9 protein-coding genes are annotated in these 14,400 nt (G+C 40.6%); 6 read left to right on the top strand and 3 right to left on the bottom strand.

What is annotated here, in order from left to right; genetic code table 11:
* Positions 1–72: 72 nt before the first annotated feature.
* From C3B55_RS02460 to C3B55_RS02440, 5 genes are all read left to right on the top strand, one after another.
* Positions 73–1,443: a tryptophan--tRNA ligase gene (locus C3B55_RS02460; protein ID WP_129211171.1), complete on the top strand. Its 1,371-nt coding sequence runs from the start codon at positions 73–75 to the stop codon at positions 1,441–1,443.
* A 61-nt stretch (positions 1,444–1,504) separates the two neighbouring features.
* On the top strand, positions 1,505–2,599 hold the full coding sequence (zapE, locus tag C3B55_RS02455) for a cell division protein ZapE (RefSeq protein WP_129211169.1): 1,095 nt from the start codon (positions 1,505–1,507) through the stop codon (positions 2,597–2,599).
* A 754-nt stretch (positions 2,600–3,353) separates the two neighbouring features.
* On the top strand, positions 3,354–3,782 hold the full coding sequence (rplM, locus tag C3B55_RS02450) for a 50S ribosomal protein L13 (RefSeq protein WP_129211166.1): 429 nt from the start codon (positions 3,354–3,356) through the stop codon (positions 3,780–3,782).
* Between the two features lie 14 nt (positions 3,783–3,796).
* Positions 3,797–4,189, top strand: a complete 393-nt coding sequence (rpsI, locus tag C3B55_RS02445; RefSeq protein WP_129211164.1) for a 30S ribosomal protein S9 — start codon at positions 3,797–3,799, stop codon at positions 4,187–4,189.
* Positions 4,190–6,314: 2,125 nt separating this feature from the next.
* Positions 6,315–6,755, top strand: a complete 441-nt coding sequence (locus C3B55_RS02440) for a ClpXP protease specificity-enhancing factor (RefSeq protein WP_129211162.1) — start codon at positions 6,315–6,317, stop codon at positions 6,753–6,755.
* Positions 6,756–9,920: 3,165 nt separating this feature from the next.
* Here the strand turns inward: C3B55_RS02440 and gatB are convergent.
* The 3 genes from gatB to gatC are packed head-to-tail and all read right to left on the bottom strand — an operon-like array spanning position 9,921 to position 13,132.
* Positions 9,921–11,366 (bottom strand): Asp-tRNA(Asn)/Glu-tRNA(Gln) amidotransferase subunit GatB, encoded by a 1,446-nt coding sequence (gene gatB / locus C3B55_RS02435; protein ID WP_129211160.1) that lies wholly within the window; start codon positions 11,364–11,366, stop codon positions 9,921–9,923.
* A gap of 10 nt (positions 11,367–11,376) precedes the next feature.
* A complete protein-coding gene (gene gatA / locus C3B55_RS02430) occupies positions 11,377–12,828 on the bottom strand; it encodes an Asp-tRNA(Asn)/Glu-tRNA(Gln) amidotransferase subunit GatA (protein ID WP_129211158.1) in 1,452 nt (483 codons plus the stop codon).
* Between the two features lie 16 nt (positions 12,829–12,844).
* On the bottom strand, positions 12,845–13,132 hold the full coding sequence (gatC, locus tag C3B55_RS02425; RefSeq protein ID WP_129211156.1) for an Asp-tRNA(Asn)/Glu-tRNA(Gln) amidotransferase subunit GatC: 288 nt from the start codon (positions 13,130–13,132) through the stop codon (positions 12,845–12,847).
* Positions 13,133–13,339: 207 nt separating this feature from the next.
* Here gatC and C3B55_RS02420 point away from each other — a divergent pair, with 207 nt between their 5' ends.
* A complete protein-coding gene (locus C3B55_RS02420; RefSeq protein WP_129211154.1) occupies positions 13,340–14,377 on the top strand; it encodes a rod shape-determining protein in 1,038 nt (345 codons plus the stop codon).
* Positions 14,378–14,400 lie beyond the last annotated feature (23 nt).

Genomic DNA, 14,400 nt, shown 5'->3' with positions numbered 1-14,400 from the left:
GGCTCGATTGTTAAAAAGATCTAGTGCTACTAGACCTTTTTAACTGATAGCAATCTCATTAAGCATGCACCCATGACGATTCGTACTCATATCCTTACCGGTATCACTACAACTGGGACTCCACACTTAGGCAACTATGCCGGCGTAATTCGTCCAGCAATAATCGCTAGTCAAGACGCTAACACTGACTCTTTTTACTTTCTAGCCGATTATCATGCTCTGATAAAATGTAATGACCCGCAGCGTACCAAAAACTCGCGTATGCAAATTGCAGCTACCTGGCTAGCCTGTGGATTAGATGTAAATAAGGTAACCTTTTATCGCCAATCAGACATTCCGGAAATCCTTGAGCTCACATGGCTGCTGACCTGTATCGCGTCTAAGGGTTTGCTCAACCGCGCCCATGCTTACAAGGCGTCTGTGGATAGGAACATCGAAAACGGCGAAGATCAGGACGCTGGAATTAGTATGGGCTTATACAGTTACCCTGTATTGATGGCAGCGGATATCCTAATGTTTAATGCACACAAAGTGCTAGTTGGGCGCGACCAAATCCAGCATATAGAAATGGCTCGCGATATCGGTCAGCGTTTCAATCATTTATTCGGTAAAGGTAAAGAATGTTTTACTATACCCGAAGCGTTAATCGAAAATAGTGTAGCTACTTTGCCTGGCTTAGATGGTCGAAAAATGTCTAAGAGCTACGGTAACACCATACCGTTATTTACCGGCGCCAAAGATATGATGGATGCGATTTTACGGATAGTCACTGACTCTAGTGCCCCTGGTAAAGCAAAGAATCCAGACAGCTCACACTTATTCACCTTATTCCAAGCGTTTGCTAGTAAAACACAAAAAGAAGAGTTTCGAGCTGAACTACTGCAAGGCCTAAGCTGGAGTGAAGCAAAGAACCGTCTATTCCAACTGCTGGACTGCCACTTAGGTGAAGCCCGTGAGCGCTATCACCAACTGATGTCACGCCCTTCAGATATGGAGGACTTTCTGTTGCTTGGCGCTAAGAAAGCTCGTGCGGTAGCGATACCATTTCTTGCTGAAATACGTGAAGCTGTGGGTATATGCTCTTTCGTTAAGCAAACCGTCATACCGATAGAAGCCAAACGAAACCCTATTAAAGTTGCACATTTTGTAAGTTTTCGCGAAAATGACGGCAGCTTCCGCTTTCGCCTGTTAGCCGCTGATGGTGAGCAACTGCTGCTGTCGTGCAAATTTGTCGACGGCAAAGCGGCTAACGCTGGAATAAAACACTTGCAAAGTGGTAACACACTGGATTTACGCATTGAGGCTACAACTTTTAGCGTATGGTTAAGCGATGTAATGGTGGCTTGCAGTGCAACATTCGCTGATAACACGTCACGTGATATGGCTATCACCTCTCTACGTGTTGCATTAGCTTCTATCGAAAATTACCAAGCCAAGAATTAATCACCATAAGCCACAGCTATCGCTGCTGATAGCCAGTTTTTATTGCCTTGCTAACGCAATTATGACGCCTATAGAACGATATCAATCCGATCTAAAACGCCCTGATTTTTTTCATGATGCTGGACAGGAAAATGCGGTGCGTCATCTTCAGCGATTATATGACAATCTGGTCGTGGATTCACAGAACAAGCCATGGATGCCTAGCAAGCTATTTAGTAAAAAATACCATGCGCCAATTAAAGGCCTGTACTTCTGGGGTGGCGTGGGCCGTGGCAAAACCTATTTAGTCGATACGTTCTTTGAGGTACTACCTTTTAAGGAAAAAGTGCACACGCACTTTCATGGTTTCATGAAGCGCGTGCATGAAGAGATGAAGACACTGTCTGGCGTGAAAAACCCGCTTACTATTATCGCCAAGCAATTTTCCAAAGAAGCGCGAGTGATTTGTTTTGATGAATTTTTTATCTCTGATATCACTGACGCCATGATTATTGGCACTATAATGGAAGAGCTATTCAAAAACGGCGTGACATTAGTCGTCACTTCAAACATCATGCCTGACATCCTATATAAGGATGGTTTGCAACGCACGCGCTTCCTGCCTACAATTGCATTGATTAAACAGAATACCGAGATCATTAACGTCGACAGCGGCGTCGACTATCGCCTGCGTAACCTCGAGCAGGTTAAGCTATTCTACTTTCCGCTTAATAAAGCAGCACATGAAAGTCTAAAAAAAAGCTTCCATACGCTCACGCTAGAATGCACTAAAACTGTGAAAAATGACAAGCTAATAATCGAAAACCGTGAAATTATCGCACGACGTACTTGTAGTAATGTGTCTTGGTTCGAGTTCCGTCAGCTGTGTGACGGCCCTCGTAGCCAGAATGACTATATCGAATTAGGTAAAATTTTTCATGCGGTAATCTTAAGTGGCGTAGAGCAGATGAGCATTACCACTGACGACATTGCGCGACGTTTTATAAACATGGTTGATGAGTTTTACAACCGTAATGTCAAACTGATTATATCGGCTGAAGTAGAGCTCAAGGAGCTCTACACTGGTGGTCGCTTGAACTTCGAATTTCAGCGTACTCTCAGCCGACTACTAGAAATGCAATCCAATGAGTTCCTGTTGCGCAGGCATAAGCCATAAATGATATATTTGAAATGAACAGGTCTGCATCGCTACATGCCTGTTCATATGTAACCTAAAAACAAATTAAAATTATATATTAAGAGATAACTTACCTATGCTATAGGTACGTAGAGATCAATTATAGCGCAAGATTCGAATAATTTTTTTCTAAATTGCTTCAATTCTCTCCAAAAATTTTGGATAGTTCTGGATCAGTATTAGCAATATTACTGTTCAACTTATCTATATTTATAGAGCTAGTATAGTGCTACTAGTCATAAACAATTATTGCACAACTAACCACCAATGCTATCTGCACCTGACGCATACTATATGTTATAGCCAGTGTTATATAATGACTGTACACAAATTTTCGACTGCTGATTGAAGTAGTTAGCTGAAATGGCTATACACCGTCAGATGCCATGCTACAATATGTTTATTATATTGCGGTTGTGCGTGCAGGCATCATTACTGATGTACGCAATGGAGTTGTCATAACCAGTAATCTCGCCTATGTTTAATCAGTTTAGTCTAGATTTGACGGAATATTTCAGGAAAGTCATCATAAAAGGTTGATTTTTTTTACAATCTACATAATTATGCGTCTGTTTTTTTGCAGTGGAAGTAGTGTGCTAACTGTTAACAAGTCCTGCAGTTGAAATATCGAGACAACCTTATCTTACAAGATAGCGTACATACCTGTATACCTTTAGCTCGTTAACGCGCGCACTTATGTAGCATTACATGGCAATTTCTGAGGCTATTAAAAATGATAACTTTTACTGCAAAACCAAAAACAGTTCAACGCGATTGGTTTGTAGTCAATGCTGCTGGCCAGACTCTAGGTCGTCTGGCAACCAAAGTTGCTATCCATCTACGTGGCAAGCACAAGCCTGAATATACCCCTCACATTGACACTGGTGACTATATTATAGTAATTAATGCTAAACAGATTCGTTTAACTGGCAATAAAGCAAAACACAAAATGTATTATCGCCACTCTGGTTTTCCAGGCGGTATCAAGTCCTCTAACTTCGAAGGGCTAATTGCTAAAAAGCCTGAAGCTCCGATAGAAATTGCAGTCAAGGGCATGCTACCTCGCGGCCCACTTGGTCGCGATATGCTTCGTAAGCTGAGAGTCTATGCTGGCACTGTACACCCTCATGCTGCTCAGCAGCCACAAGCACTTAAGTTGTAACGGAATAGTTAATCATGCCGACGATTCAAAATTACGGCACTGGCCGTCGCAAAACCGCAACTGCTCGCGTTTTCCTACGCCCAGGTACCGGTAATATCTTGATTAATAACCGCTCTTTAGACAACTTCTTTGGACGTGAAACTGCCCATATGATAGTTCGTCAACCATTAGAGCTAACTGATACACTTGAAAAGTTTGACATATATGTCACTGTCATTGGTGGTGGAGTCAGTGGCCAAGCTGGTGCAATTCGCCACGGTATCACTCGAGCTCTGATGCAGTATGACAAAACTTTACGTGGAGCCCTACGCAAGGCTAGCTTCGTAACTCGCGATGCTCGTGAGGTTGAGCGTAAGAAAGTTGGTCTACGTAAATCGCGTAAGTGTCCACAATACTCTAAGCGTTAATTTGACCTATATTCTATAACAATGCCAAACTTCGTGTAAAGTCAGGCATTGTGATTGCCTGAAATATATACTTTAATCTTATCAAGAAAACTTGCTGTATTAGTGGATATTCTATTACTTAAGTCGTCTAATCATGGTTTTCAGGTGCCAATACAAAAGCTATTGATGTACCAGTAAGTATGCGTAGATGCATAAGTATATTGGTTATTGCTAGCAAGATTGGCTCGTGCTGGTAGTACAATGACTACTTACACTGGATTATTCGGTTTTTATCATTAGTTGTACTGATAAAACTCTTAAGAATATAAAAAACTGAAGGTCAACCGACTGCTTTAGATTAAAAAATATTTTTTGACCCATCTACCATAGATAAAATAATCTACTTTATAAAGCCGGCACTCCTATTGTATATCAGTATTTATGTTTACTCTTGTGCGCACTAACCTGCTGCCTAAAAAATTGCTTATGGCCTACCATGATAAGAATTAGGTCAGTGGCTATCCATATACCATTATTTACTTGCTATTATTTCAGCTTCTACCTCCACGGTAGAACTTGCAAGGCATAATTATTTGCACTTAAAATGTACCAGTATTATAGCCCGCATCACTCAATAGAGAAAAAGCCTAATAAACAAGTTCATACATCGTGTAAGTGTGGTGTGCCTCCTGATTAATAAAATACAAAAAAACATACCAATAAATATGACGAGTAAAATAATTGAATCTCTTTAATTCGCTAATCATTACTATGATTGATGTAATAAATCGTCAGCTATGTGTAAGACGCATGATAATTAACGCTTAAATCGACGCTACGGTGTTCCTTACAATCATCTAATATGCACATATTTTGCAGTCAACTAATATGGATTACACTAAAATATTCGTACTCTGATACAAATTATTTTGTATTTCATTTGAAAGCTTAAGTATACCAGTTACGTTTACCAGCAATCCATGAACAGACTTTGCTGTCTTTAGTCTCCGCTTTTTTATACTTTACTTATTTTATTAAGATATTATCCTCAATTGGTCTCAGTAAGACCAAATAGATTTTAAAAATGATGGTATATGTTTAGTAAAATAATTAAGTGATTTTTATACTAGCATTTGCCATCGAGGTATCATGCTACTGGAAAAGTTGATATCGATAGTTTTATCAGACTGCTGTTCAAAATAGATTAAATATGCATATCTAACTACTATGCAAACTGTTACAACACTGCATTTTAATATAACAAGCTTGCTGCCTATAATTTTAGCGGCCCTACAAGAATATCGGCATACAAACTTGCAGAATACTGAGATTTAGTACGGTGTGGCACTGACTAGTTTGATAAATAGATCACAAATCTAGTGATCTTTCTGCATTACTCCAGCTGATCCCAAAAATTGTAGCTTTGGCACATCAGTACGTATATGTTGTCATATCTAAACTTATTTTAGTATTTGCTAATCTAAGAAAAAGCATATATTGGAAATATATGAGAGGAAAACTGCTACAAGAGTAACTAATTAATCAGACCGTTGCACTCGATAAATATTCCTAATAAGGATATATTCAGCTTACAAAAAGTATTAATGCTAAGATCATTAGTGTATAAAATAATTGCTATCCACCAAAACCGATAGCAAATCTGCCTGATATGGTTGATCGTGACTTATCTTTGTAAAAAATTAACCGTAGTAATAAAATATCTATTAAATACTACTAGTAAAGTGCTACTTTTAGTGACGAGTATCTTCAGTAACGAGTGTTAAACCAGCTACCTACTAATCAGCTATATTTGGCATGATTAGTGCAGATTGGTGAATCTGATTCTAGATACATGCAGTAAAGAAGCTGTGTGCCTAGTGTGAGCACGTAAAGAATTGCACAAAGTCTGATCAGTGCTCTGCCGCTATTTGCTAATAAACCTTGTTTCCTTTAGCAAGGAAACAAGGTAGGCTGATAGCTATCTTATTACTTATACCATGGGTTTTCCAAAGCCTAGCATATAATTGTCACGGCTAGTTAAATTGTTACTGGATTATATGGAGTGCCAATTTGTGCGTTAGACTTTCCAGGTTGACCTGTCTGCATTGTATAATGCTATATGCACTAAAGCTTAAAGGAGCAGCTGATGAACTCTATCAGACCATATTTAGTTCGCGCACTCTATGAGTGGATCATAGAAAACCATTGTACTCCTTATATGCTAGTAAACTCTACCTTCCCTAAGGTAGATGTGCCGCAGAGCTCTGCCATTGACGGGCAGATCGTGTTGAATATATCAACAAATGCTGTACGCTACCTGCATATAGGCAATGAAGCGGTAAGCTTTGAAGGATGCTTTAGCGGTGTGCCGCATAAGCTATTCGTGCCAATTAGAGCTATCCTTGGAATTTATATTCGAGAAAATAGCTATGGCATGTTGTTCGATCTGGAGTTACCTTTTGAGGATAACGAATCGATTCGAAGTAAAGACAGTGATAATTTGTCAATACCCAAATCCAAGCTTTCACACCAAAACGACGGGCCTAGTCTAAAAGTAATCAGACCGAATTTCAAAATAGTGAAATAAGCGGCTCATATCTTCTGGTAGACTATAAATATGTCTAGACCAGTACTACGGTATTACTTATATAAACAATATATTAAACTTTACAACATACAGTTATGGTGTTATGGATATATTATAATGTGCACGCAAGTTTACGGAGCAAGATAATTCATAGTAAAAAACACTAATACTGCACATAGTAATCACTATACATATGCTGCAACCCTGCCCATAAATGAGTCGCTGTATATTCCAAAGTAAATTTATGGCAACAAACTCAAGCACAGTGGTATACTTACCTACTGAGCTAACTTTCATGAGAGCACACGAAAATCCATGCTACGCTTTTTGGATACAAATTCATGCTTGCAATCATAGGCGTCAGGACAGGTTAAAACGCATCACAGTACAACATAAAGTTTTGGTAGCCCATGGATTTATTTAGCTACTGTAATGCCATTACATAATGTGCTTACAATTCTATAGTTGCGCATCAATCTAGCGATTGAGTTAACTAACCTCTTGTCATGCATCATGCCGTATATCTATTGCATGCATCTTGCTTGACTAATACCGACTAGCAGTATTGTTATTGGTTTGCCTAAGCTATAAACACGAAGAAATTTACTTGGCTATTGTTCTGCCTGGCTTTGGACGTGGTACGAGTAGCCATACAATTACATTAAATCAATAGTCTTGAACAGAACGCTCTGTTTACAGAATAGAAGCGTAGCGACTTTAGATATAGTGCAAGAACTAGGTTTATTAATTGATAGGTTTGTAATTAATTACCTATGGCATTAGGTAATCTGAAAGTAAATTTACTGTCTTAATTAATTATGTATGAAGCAGCTTATTAGCAAGTCTACTATTATAGCATAAACCACTACGATAAATTACTTGCGTTGCAAGCTCAAGCTTGCTGGAGAAAAAATATATTAGCTAAAAGTGACTAGAAAAGTATGTCTGGCGCAAGTCAATTTTGCAGACTAGTTCTTTGTGCCTAACTAATTATTCTGCAACTGCCTGTTGTAGTGCTAGCTGTAATAACACAATCCAGTTTAGGTGGCGCGCACTTATGAGCTATAGTTCTTGACGTTGTCCGTCACTATCTTGAAGCCAGAGCAACAACAAAATTAATGCTTATACAGAGAGCCACTATTACTAGTAATACGTTTTAATTTTTCAGATAATATACCAACCCATAGACTCTACGTAGTTATTTGTTTTCTGTGCTTTCCTGAGTAGCTAGTTGCTTCTTTTTTAACAACTAGCGAGGATTTTTATCCTTGTCAGAAAAGCTAACAGCACCGCTAAATAAATGTATGATTGCTACAAAGAGTTATACAAGATTAGTTAAAAGGATTTAATAAATAAAAAACTTAAATAAGGATACCATATGTATTATGGTCAAAGGAATCACTTAACCATAGATAAACACGAGGCATTATTTAGTATGTGTTTTTAGCTTACTTCATAAGTAATTAATAAAATTACCGAAACGTCTTTAGCGCAAAAAACCATATTATTATCACTCATGGCAACATTGTTATTTATTGTATGCCGTATGATTAGCAACTCATGCTGGTGTTACAAGCTCAAAACCTAATATGCTGACTCTTTGCTATACTGTAGAATATTGTACTTGACAAGTACATCAAATATACAATTGTCTGAAATATCAATGATATCATTTCTTGCATTAAGAATGCTGTTGCAACGGTTAACCCACACTAGCCTACTAACTACAAAATTATTTATTTTGTCACATACAAGGGCTATAAATGCGTCTATGTACTCCTCAGCGGCGCTTAAATGCATTTCGAACACTATAATACACTTTTACTAGACGACCGCTAAGGACAATTACTACCACTGGTAGTAAGATTACCGACAACTTACTTTTGTCTTGCCTCGATATCAGCAACCGCAAGATGTAATTATATCTTAACTATACTTTATAGATAGCGTATCAAGTCATCACTTGACAATAAAAACTAGGTCAGCACGCTGCCCATGATCATACTGCTACTAAATATAAAGATTTAGTCGAGCTGGTCGATAAGCAAATTCCTTAGTCAATTATCAACAGGCTAGCTTAGCAATCAGCAGCCTTGCATATCAGGCATGGCTGTATGTCTTATGTAAAATATTTTATTAATTATATTATAAATAATGAATGATCGATATTGGGTATTGCAATAATGATAACTAGTTAGAGCTGTCTAATATCATCATTAGCGAATATATATCAGATTGATATAGCAAAAGTAACGTAACAAGTAATACTGTTCATGCTGCAAGCTGCAAGTCTATGTACAGCTAACTTTTAGCATTTAGGTTTATTATAACGCCTCGAATAAAGTCTGCAGTAAAATCAACTGTGATCAGAGATGAAGCGCCCACTCTTTCGCTTACTCTAGAAGCTGATCAGACCATTACCGAGGATATCAGTACAGGTAACCAGCACCGATAACATCTTGAAGTTCTTTGCCGGTGAATGTCTATATTTTTCGGGTTATTACATGCTACTGATACACCATAGTATTCATATAGTAGTCATTTATAAAACATTTAACGTGTTCGCCATAATAACTATGCAAAGCTTGTCAATCCTTAGGAGAGCATAAAAATTACCAATAATCTAATTGGACCTATGGCAACTACGATAATGATCATGTTGGCTTTATGAAAGCACCTAGCTACACCGTTGGTGTGGCTAGCAGTAACACAACATCAACAATCAGTGTTAGTGCTTCATTGTCAGACATGACCTACGATACTCAACATACCCAAATGTTCAGCAGCTTTGTGATGAAATATTCATCAAATTATTGCTGGTACGTATAGGCTGTGATCATTGATTTATGGTATCACTGGTTTATTGTTATCGAGATTAATTTCTTCAACCTTTGACACCTAAAGGAAGCTGCTAATGGGTGGCGTTAAATTTAGACATTCATAGCGAATAGTTTAATCGCTATGATATTTAGTCTTGTATTTTAACAGACGGTACCAACTTTATCATAACCTTATAGAGCCAAATGAGGCTGTTGACGCAATCAGCTAACAGAAAGGACATAACTAGGAAATATGGTAGACGCTTTATTTAAGATTTTCTAAAAAATTATGAACGCAGGAGATAGCTCCCATAACTAGCCAGTTCCTGTAGACAGCTAGTCGCTATCAGTCTTCTAGCTTGTCTTTCAGCAGTTTATTTACTTGTTGCGGGTTAACTTTTCCTTTAGAGGCTTGCATTGCTTGACCTACAAAAAAGTTAAAAATCTTACTGCGTTTAGATTTATCTGCTACACGGTACTGTTTAACCTGTTCGACGTTAACTGTTAGAATGTCGTCAAGTATAACTAAAATAACACTACTATCAGTAACCTGATTAAGTTTGCGCTTCTCAATGATATCATCAGCGCTACCTTCATCTGCAGCTATTGCTTCAAACACAGTCTTAGCAATTTTGCCGGAGAGGGTATTGTCCTTAATACGCAAAAGCATGCAGCCCAGTTGCTTCGCAGTAATCGGAGCATCGTCAATTCTTAAACCCTGTTTATTCAACAGGGCACCAAGTTCAACCATCACCCAGTTAGCTGACAACTTAGCGTCACCGGCAATGCTCACGACTTCTTCAAAGTAATTAGCTTGCTGACAACTTGAAGTTAATACGCGGGCATCATAGGCCGACAGGCCAAACTGTTTCTGGAATCGCCTGAGTTTCTGCTGAGGTAATTCAGGCAATCTGGCGCGAATATCTTCAAGAAATGAATCTTCCAGTATTACTGGTAACAAATCTGGGTCTGGGAAGTAACGGTAGTCATTAGCTTCCTCTTTGTTACGCATTGCGCGGGTTTTGTCTTTGCTTATGTCGTACAGGCGCGTTTGCTGGATTACTTTATTGCCGTCTTTGATTAGTTTAATCTGGCGACGTACCTCGCTATTGATAGCTTTTTCTATAAAACGAAATGAATTAATATTTTTGATCTCACAGCGTGCGCTAAACTCAATCTGACCTTTTGGACGGATCGATACATTGCAGTCGCAACGTAGAGAGCCTTGAGCCATATTACCATTACAAATACCTAGATAGCGCACTAGTGTGTGAACAGTCGTAACGTAGGCTACAGCTTCTTTAGCACTACGCATGTCTGGCTCGGATACTATCTCCAATAGTGGCATGCCGGCACGGTTCAGGTCTATGCCAGTCACACTGGGGAATGCTTCATGTAAGCTTTTACCAGTGTCTTCTTCCAGGTGCGCACGAGTAATACCGACACGCTTGATAGTACAGTCTTCTAGTTGAATATCAAGATAACCATTGCCGACGATTGGTAATTCCATTTGGCTAATCTGGTAGCCCTTAGGTAGGTCGGGATAGAAGTAGTTTTTACGTGTAAATACGTTATACTGGCCTATTTTAGCGTTAATTGCCAAGCCAAACATCACCGCCATACGAACCGCTTCTTGGTTCAGTATTGGCAATACACCAGGCATACCCAAGTCTACCAAACTAGCCTGAGTGTTGGGCTCAGAACCAAACGTCGTAGCACTACCAGAGAAAATCTTCGATTGGGTAGCAAGCTGAGCATGAATCTCCAGCCCGATAATAACTTCCCATTGCATAATGGTTTCCTTAAAACCCAGTAGGGGTGCGAGTATGCCAGTCGGTATTCTGCTGGTACTGGTGGGCTATATTAAGCAAGCGACTTTCCTGGAAATACGGGGCCAGCAATTGCACACCAACCGGTAAACCATCAATAAAACCTGCTGGCATGGACAAGCCAGGCAAGCCTGTAAGGTTAGCGTTAATGGTATAGAGATCTTCTAGATATTCAGTCATTGGATTGCTGATCTTGGCGCCGATTTTCCAGGCTAAGTTTGGTGTGGTTGGACCAATAATTACGTCGACTTCTTTAAAAGCAGCCATAAAGTCATTTTTAATCATGCGACGGATTTTTTGTGCCTTAATGTAATACGCGTTGTAGTATCCAGCTGACAATACGTAGATACCAACCATAATTCGACGTTGCACCTCAGCACCGAAACCTTCGCTACGAGAGCGTTTGTATAAGTCTTCGAGGTCTTTTGGATTTTCGCAACGATAGCCAAAACGCACTCCATCGAAGCGTGACAAGTTAGACGAGGCCTCTGCTAATGCGATCACGTAATACGCAATAATTGCGTACTGGCTGCTCGGTAAATTGATGTCTTTAATCACAGCGCCAAGCTTTTCTAACTCTTTGATGCTATTATGTACTAATTCAGCGATACGCGGATCAAGGTCAGCACCTAAATATTCCTTAGGGACGCCAATACGTAAACCTTTGAGCGAGACATTGAGGCTAACATTATTGTCTGGCATCGGCTCATCGATACTAGTGGAATCTTGTTTATCAAAACCTGCCATACCTTGTAATAAAGTTGCACAGTCTTCAGCTGTGCGTGCTAGCGGACCACCCTGATCTAGGCTAGAAGCATAGGCAATCATCCCCCAGCGGGAAACGCGACCGTAGGTCGGCTTCAAACCGGTAAGGTTAGTAAAAGCGGCAGGCTGACGAATAGAACCGCCAGTATCAGTAGCCGTAGTTGCCGGAAGGAAGCGCGCAGCAACGGCGGCAGCTGAACCACCTGACGAGCCGCCAGGCACGTACTGTAAATTCCATGGGTTTTTTACCGCGCCGTAGTAGCTTGACTCGCTAGCTGAGCCCATGGCAAATTCATCCATGTTAGTCTTACCCAAGGTCACAGCCCCTGCTGCCGCTAGTTTGAGCACTACGGTAGCATCATAAGGTGCTTTAAAGTTGTCAAGCATCTTCGAGCCGCAGCTAGTGCGAATACCTTTGGTACAGAACAGGTCTTTGTGGGCGATCGGAACACCGAGTAATGCGCTATTTTCGCCGTTAGCGCGACGTGTATCAGCTGCCCTAGCCTGATCAATAGCCAGTTCTTCAGTTATACTGATGAAACTGTTTACCTTGTGATCAAGTTCAGTGATACGTATAAGTAAGGTTTTGATCAACTCTTCAGAAGAAAACTTTTTGTCAGCAAGACCGCGAGCAATCTCGGCTAGAGTCATATTATGCATTACGGGTTCCTTCTCTTTAGTCGATAACTTTCGGAACCAAGTACAAGCCTTTTTCTACTGCTGGCGCAATAGCCTGGTAGGACGCACGATTATTTTGCTCAGTTACAACGTCTACGCATAGGCGCTGCCTGGATTCTAGTGGGTGAGCCAAAGGCTCTATGCTGCCAGTATCTATATCTTGTATTTGGTTGACTAGCCTAAGAATGCTATTTAGGGCTGCGGTGGTCTGTGAAAGATAAGTATAATTCAGGCCAAGCGAAGCTAGATGCGCGATTCTTTCTACGTCTGAATGATCGAGCGTCATGTGGCTCTCCAGTAAAAAAATAATACAGATAGCATCTGCGTGCTAGATTAGCAAAAACTATCGCATTTCTACGGTTACATGGTTGTGATTATAGTTTCATGCATAGGCAGCTAGCCAATCTAGCACATTAGTGCGTTGCCCAAAATCCATGTCGTTGTTAGAATAATTAGCACTTTTTACCCATGCGTTACCTCGGGTCACTTCCCAATGTTCAAGAAACTGCGTGGCATGTTTTCCAGCGATCTTTCAATTGATCTAGGTACTGCCAACACCCTGATTTACGTGCGTGAGCGCGGTATTGTTCTGAATGAGCCATCAGTTGTAGCTATTCGGACCCATGGTAATCAGAAAAGTGTCGTTGCTGTTGGAACCGAGGCCAAGCGTATGCTTGGCCGTACACCAAGCAATATCGCTGCCATTCGTCCAATGAAAGACGGTGTGATTGCTGATTTCAGTGTCTGCGAGAAGATGCTGCAATACTTTATTCATAAAGCTCATGAAAATAGTTTCTTGCAACCTAGTCCGCGTGTCCTCATCTGCGTTCCGTGTAAATCCACCCAGGTGGAACGTCGTGCTATCCGTGAATCAGCCTTAGGTGCCGGCGCCAGGGAAGTATTCTTAATCGAAGAGCCTATGGCTGCAGCTATAGGCGCTGGCTTGCCAGTTGAAGAAGCGCATGGCTCAATGGTAGTGGATATAGGTGGTGGTACCACTGAAATTGCTTTAATTTCATTGAATGGTGTAGTGTATGCTGAGTCTGTGCGCGTAGGTGGCGATCGCTTCGATGAAGCTATCATCACTTATGTACGCCGTAACTACGGCAACTTGATCGGCGAATCTACTGCTGAACGCATCAAGCAAGAAATTGGTGCTGCTTATCAGGGTAGTGAAGTTCGTGAGGTAGATGTTCGCGGTCGCAATCTAGCCGAAGGCGTTCCACGTGCCTTCACCTTGAACTCTAATGAAGCACTAGAAGCTCTGCAAGAGTCCTTAGCGACTATCGTTCAGGCTGTAAGGAGCGTCCTAGAGCAATCACCTCCTGAACTGGCTTCTGATATCGCCGAGCGTGGTTTAGTACTGACCGGTGGTGGTGCCTTGCTGCGTGACCTAGACAAGCTTTTAGCCCAAGAAACCAGCCTACCAGTGATCGTCGCCGAAGACCCGCTGACATGCGTAGCTCGTGGCGGTGGTCGTGCACTCGAGATGATGGATAAACACACTATGGACCTGCTCTCTAGCGAATAAAATCGCTCAATATGCAAGTGTTT

Origin of the sequence: Candidatus Pseudomonas adelgestsugas (assembly GCF_004124255.1) — a bacterium.
GTDB lineage: Bacteria > Pseudomonadota > Gammaproteobacteria > Pseudomonadales > Pseudomonadaceae > Aquipseudomonas > Aquipseudomonas adelgestsugas.
Note: the sequence above shows the minus strand (reverse complement) of the source record. Positions and strands in the feature narration are given on the sequence as shown.

Coding starts and splice junctions, on each gene's coding strand:
- C3B55_RS02460 (WP_129211171.1), top strand. CDS start 73: ATGACGATTCGTACTCATATCCTTACCGGTATCACTACAACTGGGACT.
- zapE (WP_129211169.1), top strand. CDS start 1,505: ATGACGCCTATAGAACGATATCAATCCGATCTAAAACGCCCTGATTTT.
- rplM (WP_129211166.1), top strand. CDS start 3,354: ATGATAACTTTTACTGCAAAACCAAAAACAGTTCAACGCGATTGGTTT.
- rpsI (WP_129211164.1), top strand. CDS start 3,797: ATGCCGACGATTCAAAATTACGGCACTGGCCGTCGCAAAACCGCAACT.
- C3B55_RS02440 (WP_129211162.1), top strand. CDS start 6,315: ATGAACTCTATCAGACCATATTTAGTTCGCGCACTCTATGAGTGGATC.
- gatB (WP_129211160.1), bottom strand. CDS start 11,366: ATGCAATGGGAAGTTATTATCGGGCTGGAGATTCATGCTCAGCTTGCT.
- gatA (WP_129211158.1), bottom strand. CDS start 12,828: ATGCATAATATGACTCTAGCCGAGATTGCTCGCGGTCTTGCTGACAAA.
- gatC (WP_129211156.1), bottom strand. CDS start 13,132: ATGACGCTCGATCATTCAGACGTAGAAAGAATCGCGCATCTAGCTTCG.
- C3B55_RS02420 (WP_129211154.1), top strand. CDS start 13,340: ATGTTCAAGAAACTGCGTGGCATGTTTTCCAGCGATCTTTCAATTGAT.